The sequence below is a fragment of the Thermoplasma sp. genome, assembly GCF_008709555.1.
GTDB lineage: Archaea > Thermoplasmatota > Thermoplasmata > Thermoplasmatales > Thermoplasmataceae > Thermoplasma.
Genome location: NZ_VYIJ01000014.1, coordinates 26,550 through 32,478 on the forward strand (window position 1 = coordinate 26,550; position 5,929 = coordinate 32,478).

Genomic DNA, 5,929 nt, shown 5'->3' on the forward strand with positions numbered 1-5,929 from the left:
AGATGAATTTCCGGAATGAATTTTTTCGTGTTGGAATGATTTATATCTCAGGCAAATCCCTAACTGGGCATAATCCTCGCAATATTGAGATAAGGCAGATTCCGCACAACGATCATGTTCTGTCATGGGTTGATCATTCTGATGCCCAAATACCGGACGGTTCCGATTATACCTTTTTATTTCCCCTAAAAATCAATTTATGGCGATAACGACGAAAGCTTTGATCTGGACCGATATCAGAAAGATGGATGTTGTGGATAAGCAACCTGAAGAACCGCAGCCAGGCTGGGTAACCGTGAAGGTAGACTATGCAGGGATATGCGGATCCGAACTCTCAGCCTTTATTGGACAGAATGAACTCAGGAAGCCACCATCAATTATGGGGCACGAATTCACAGGGAAGGTTGTTAAGGTTGGATCACAGTCCGACAGCTATCTGATCGGAAAGAACGTTGCCGTAAATCCTTTGGTGACATGCGGGAAATGCAGATATTGCAGAACAGGGAACAGACAGCTGTGCCCTGAAAGGAAACTCATCGGTGTGGACTATCCTGGAGGATTCGAGGAATACGTTAACGTCCCGAACTATTCCTGTTATGAGATAGTGGACAAGCCTGAGGGATCGCTTGCTGAACCTCTGGCCACTGCCTTCAGAGCTGTCGAACATGCCAGACCGGAGCTCGACGATCGCGCCCTGATCATAGGTGCAGGTACCATCGGCCTGCTGTCGGCAAAATTGCTTGAAAGCTATGGGACTGTGGAAAGGTTAGTCGCCGATATAAATGATTTCCGTTTAGATCATGCGCTGTACTGGGGAGCGACTGGGATCATCAATAACAGGAAAGAAAAGAACATGGCGAAGGATTTTGACCTGGTCATTGACGCTGTCGGCACCGAGGAAACGAGATCACTGGCAATAAATTCCGTCGCTAGGGGAGGCCGTGTCGTATTCGTCGGTCTGCACGAACCGAGGACGGAAATGCAGGTTAACTACATCATAAGGAGTGAAATAGAAATGCACGGATCTTTCTGCTATTCAGACGACAATTTCAGGAGAGCAGTTGATCTGATCAACAGAGGTTTGCTGGATGTTGGTGAGAGATGGTACGATATAAGAACTCTCGATAAGGGAGAAGAATCATTCAATGAGGAGCTTTCCCCCGAATCCAAGTTCTCAAAGATAATACTCAAACCATAGGGATGGGAATATGAAGATCCTGAATTTTATTGATGATGGCAGAGCCGCTGGAGGAATCGTAATTGGCAATTCGGTATATCCATTCACTGAACTTGCAAAGCACATCGAAAGATTCCAGGAGTTCAGGATAGCTGACGATGTGATATCATCCGATATAGATCAGGATGAAATCGATCGGCTGATCTCTGAACATAGGGATAAGTTCAAAGGAATATCTCTCAACGAAGTGAGGCTTCTCCCACCTGTTCTGAGGCCAGGAAAGATCCTCTGCATTGGCGTGAACTACAGAGAGCATGCGAGGGAATCAAAGCAAAACGTGATGGAATATCCCACCATATTCTGTAAATTTCCAGACAGCATCATAGGGAGCGGGGATGCTGTGAATGTACCAGAGGATGCAGAACAAATAGATTATGAGGGTGAGCTCGTCCTTGTGATCGGCCGCGATGGGCCAAAGCCGGAGGACTGGATATTCGGATACACAATTGGAAATGACGTATCGGCAAGGGATCTCCAATTCAGAACAAGTCAATGGCTGTTAGGAAAGGCACTCCCAACGTTTGCGCCTATCGGGCCTATTATAGTGGGAAGGAATGAACTCGGCCTGGCAGGAGATCTCCAGATACAGACAAAGGTGAACGGGAAAATGAGGCAGAATGGCAACACATCAGACATGATCTTTGATGTGAAGGCGATAATGACGTATCTATCGAAATATTTCAGGCTGATGCCCGGCGATATAGTATTCACCGGGACCCCTGAGGGGGTTATACTTGGACTGCCGGAGAAGGACAGGATCTGGCTGAAACATGGAGATACCGTGGAGATAAGCATAACTGGGATAGGCACTCTGACAAATAAAATAGCCTAGGGTGGATATTCACTCTATCACAAGTCCGTCTATTGCCGGATCATATGCTGGTAAAATTTCTCCGATCTTTTCCATAATTTCATAGGCGTTTAGGCACTCGTAAATATTTTCTGCTATTCCTATGGGTATCCTGTTCCGAACATTTTCCTTCTTGAACGAGGCGTCCGTGAACACGACCTTTCCCGATCTTGTATTTATGACGAAGGCCACGGATGATCTGTGATGGCAACCAACGGGTATGGCTCGTATACCGGGTACTAGATCCATTTCACCGTCATAGAAGACTATGTTCTTCCATCCTTCGCCATAGACAAAATCAAAGATTCTTCGAGGGATGAAGAGGTCTCGGTTGTGGAAATAAGCGTACGCCGGTGCCGCTATATCTCTGACCCACCCGTCCCTGTATATAAATATCTTTGATCTTCTGAATTCGTCCAGCCGGCCAATTGTATAATCCTGAACAGGAGTGAGTGCCACAAAATCTATGCTATCCGGTGGAAAACCGGCATCCTTCAATATCTTTATGGAGTCCTCGGATCTGAATATTGCCCGATCGCCTGCGAACTTCTTCATCTCCTGATTTCTAATGCTCAGATCCAGCGGCATCCCGGTGTTTATCAAAAATGTGCGCTCGCTGTTGTATGCAAGAACGATGTGGAAGGAGAGCCGCTCCCATGTCCAGAAGTCTTTCATCCAGTATACCTCTGCACCGGGTACCTCTGATTCCCCGACTTTGAATACCTTTATGGAGTAACGATCATTCGAAGTCATATCTTATCCCGAACCCCGGTTCCATGGAGAGAGTAAATCTGGCCTTTATGGCCTTAGGGACATTAACTATGTGCTGCTCCATCCAATCCCGATATCTCGTCAGATACTCAGCCATGGGTGTTATAGACTCAGGTTCTGAAACTATGAAGTGAAGATTGTATATATTTCCAGCATGCGGTATAACCTGTGCTCCATATGCCTCCGCCAGTCCTGCTATCTTCTTCATCGGCGTTATTCCGCCTACCCAGGTTGCATCAGGCTGAAGTATGGTTACTCCGGCGTCCAGCAATCGCTTGAAGTCGAAGACATGATAATGGTGTTCTCCCGCAGATATCGGGATGCTCACGTTTCTTACTAGCCTCGCATAGCCTTCGAAATCGTCGGGAAGAAGCGGTTCTTCTATCCAGGACATTTCATATTTTTCGAGTGCACTTATCATCCTGTAGGCAAAATTATAGTTAAGAGACATCCAGAAATCTCCGGCAAGGTTGACCGAATAGCCAACAACGTCCCTGATAACCTTCACCAGATGCAGGTTTTTCTCTATGGCATAAGGGTCTGCAGGCGATGCGATGAATCTCATCTTCATATCTGTGTATCCCTCTTCCAGATAGCGCCTTGCCTCATCCTCCAGGTTCTCATCCTTATCGGGATGAAGATGGCTGGCGTAGGCTCTAATCTCCTTTCTGGTTGATCCTCCTATGAGTCGGTAAACAGGAATTCCGATCTCCTTAGCGTATGCGTCATACATCAGAAGATTGATCGCGCTGATCGCATGCATCGCAAGCCCGGATCTGCCGGTAGGCAGTGTGATTCTGTACAGAAAGTCCCATGCCTTGCTTATCTCTGAAACATCAAACAGCCTCAGATATTTCTCTATCTCCTCGAGATAATTCCATACAGGTTCTGTAACGGATATATAGCTGCTAACATCGTCTTCGGTTCTCATCCTCACGAAGACTATCTTTGTTATCATTGCTGCCTCAGCAGGTGACACCTCTCCGATCATATCCTTGTAATAGTCCGTAGGCTTTGTATAGGGAAAAATCTGTTGAGTTACCTTCTCCTCCGATACCTTCTCAAGAGATTTGATCTTGCCCATGGAACAATAAATGGCGATTGACAAAATAAGATTGTTACCGTACTTGTCCAAAAATTTATGATACAGGGATTTCAAAATAAAATGTTTATGGCCCTCGAGATATGGAATCAAAGAGCCCCTGGATGTATCCTATGGAATATATTCTACCAGCATAGGAATATCCTGGGATTATCTCATGATCCCCCGGAAAGGTCGGTGAATGGTCCACACGCATTATCCAGCTGTAGCCTGTATCGATGTACGCCTTCATGCAGGCAGCCATGTCCGTCTTGCCCCTTCCGATCAGTGTTTCAACGAATTTCTCCCTGCTGCCAGACACATCGCGGAAGTGGACGAAGTATATGCGGTCATGGAGATGCCTTATGACCGATGGGAGATCATCCGTCATCAGCGTGAAGTTTCCCTGGCACAGCGTTATGCCATTGTATTCACTCCGATTCAGATCTATCAAATGCTGGTACGCATCTATGGAGTTCATTATCCTGTCTATGCCTCTGAATCTGGGTATTGGCGGATCGTCTGGATGCATGGCAAGCCTGACGTCGTTCTCCTCGGCCACCGGTATCACCTCATCCAGAAAGTACTTCAGATTTTTCCACAGGGACGCCGAATCTATTCTGCCCATTTTTGGGAGGTCATCGCCGATGAAACTGCTGTCGAATCCGGTCACATAGGATCCGTTATCAGATGGGATATGCGTGTTCGTCCTTGACCAGCCACTTCCCGCCATCCAGTTGTAGCACCAGACCTTTATGCCAAGCCTTCCGAAGTTTCTTATCATCTTAAGAACGTTCTCTATCTCCTGATCCCGTTTTTCCGTACCGTAGATTATGTTCTGCATGGGTGGGTTATCCTCTATGGCCGTGAGATGGAAGCCGCTGTCCTCTATCATGTTTCTGTACCTCATCAGGGGATAGTAGTCCCACGGATCGTCCTCATAGGAATTACGCCAATCTGCAAACCATCTTGGAAGAATACCAGTGACCTCGTTCACGCCCATCAACTTCAGCGATCTCCAGAAATCGTTTGGCCTGTCCTCAAGAAGGATCTCGGCTATCCTGAGCCTCATGATTTGTTATCGATATAACCATATTAAATGAGATGGTAACATTGATTTTGAATCGTGAAATGTCAACCTATGTACGGTGATCTGAGCGGAAAGGTTGTGATCGTTACCGGAGGGAGCATGGGAATAGGGAAGGCCATAGCACGTCGATTCGCAGAGGAGGGATCAAGGGTCATTGACCTTTCGATAGGGAGGCACGACGATGCATCCTACACGCACATGGACTGCGATGTTACCAAGACTGATGATCTAAAGGCCTCACTGAAGGCCGTATATGATCAATATGGAAGCATCAACGTTCTCGTTAACAACGCAGGCATAGAAAGTTATGGAAGCATAGAGAAGATGAGCGAGGAAGAATGGAGAAGGATCATCGAGGTGAATTTATTCGGCTACTATAACACCTCTAGGATCGCCATACCGTACATGCTGAAATCTGAGAACCCTAGCATAGTGAACATTTCATCTGTGCAGGCTTCTGTAATAACAAAGAACGCGTCAGCCTATGTCACGTCCAAGCATGCGATTATCGGATTCACGAAGAGTATAGCACTGGATTATGCACCGGATCTGAGATGCAACGCAGTCTGTCCGGCAACGATCGATACTCCACTTGTTAGAAAGGCTGCTGAGCTGGAGGTGGGAAACAACGAAAACGATATAAAGAGAAAGATGCTCGAATGGGGATCTCAGCACCCAATGAAGCGCATAGGGCAGCCGTCAGAAGTTGCTTCCGCTGTTGCATTCCTTGCATCCAAGGAGGCATCGTTCATCACTGGTACCTGCCTTTACGTGGATGGAGGTTTAAGCATACGTGCTCCCATAAGTACACCTGAATGAGTACATCCATGTGGCACGCCTATGAAATATAATCCCAATAACTATTTAGACAACTAATGTGTTATGTTATTAACCATGAAG

Annotated in this window: 6 protein-coding genes; 3 read left to right on the top strand and 3 right to left on the bottom strand. The window is 46.6% G+C overall.

Features of this window, described 5'->3' with window-relative positions; all coding sequences use genetic code 11:
* Nucleotides 1-244: 244 nt before the first annotated feature.
* Together F6Q11_RS05835 and F6Q11_RS05840 are read left to right on the top strand one after the other, a co-directional pair.
* Nucleotides 245-1,198, top strand: a complete 954-nt coding sequence (locus tag F6Q11_RS05835) for an alcohol dehydrogenase catalytic domain-containing protein (protein WP_297027135.1) — start codon at nt 245-247, stop codon at nt 1,196-1,198.
* Nucleotides 1,199-1,208: 10 nt separating this feature from the next.
* Nucleotides 1,209-2,069 carry a fumarylacetoacetate hydrolase family protein gene (locus tag F6Q11_RS05840; RefSeq protein WP_297027137.1) on the top strand — a complete coding sequence of 287 codons (861 nt, stop codon included), beginning with the start codon at nt 1,209-1,211 and terminating at the stop codon, nt 2,067-2,069.
* A 9-nt stretch (nt 2,070-2,078) separates the two neighbouring features.
* On the opposite strand, the gene F6Q11_RS05845 is transcribed toward F6Q11_RS05840, so the two are convergent.
* The 3 genes from F6Q11_RS05845 to F6Q11_RS05855 all read right to left on the bottom strand — a co-directional run bounded on the left by F6Q11_RS05845 (nt 2,079) and on the right by F6Q11_RS05855 (nt 5,011).
* On the bottom strand, nt 2,079-2,840 hold the full coding sequence (locus F6Q11_RS05845; protein WP_297027140.1) for a hypothetical protein: 762 nt from the start codon (nt 2,838-2,840) through the stop codon (nt 2,079-2,081).
* Nucleotides 2,827-3,942 (bottom strand): L-rhamnonate dehydratase, encoded by a 1,116-nt coding sequence (locus F6Q11_RS05850; protein ID WP_297027142.1) that lies wholly within the window; start codon nt 3,940-3,942, stop codon nt 2,827-2,829. Before F6Q11_RS05850 ends, F6Q11_RS05845 begins: the two co-directional genes overlap by 14 nt.
* 85 nt (nt 3,943-4,027) lie before the next feature.
* Nucleotides 4,028-5,011, bottom strand: coding sequence for a mannonate dehydratase (locus F6Q11_RS05855; protein ID WP_297027145.1), 984 nt, complete (start codon nt 5,009-5,011; stop codon nt 4,028-4,030).
* A gap of 69 nt (nt 5,012-5,080) precedes the next feature.
* Between F6Q11_RS05855 and F6Q11_RS05860 the strand changes: the two genes are divergently transcribed.
* Nucleotides 5,081-5,848, top strand: coding sequence for an SDR family oxidoreductase (locus F6Q11_RS05860; RefSeq protein WP_297027148.1), 768 nt, complete (start codon nt 5,081-5,083; stop codon nt 5,846-5,848).
* Nucleotides 5,849-5,929: the final 81 nt, after the last annotated feature.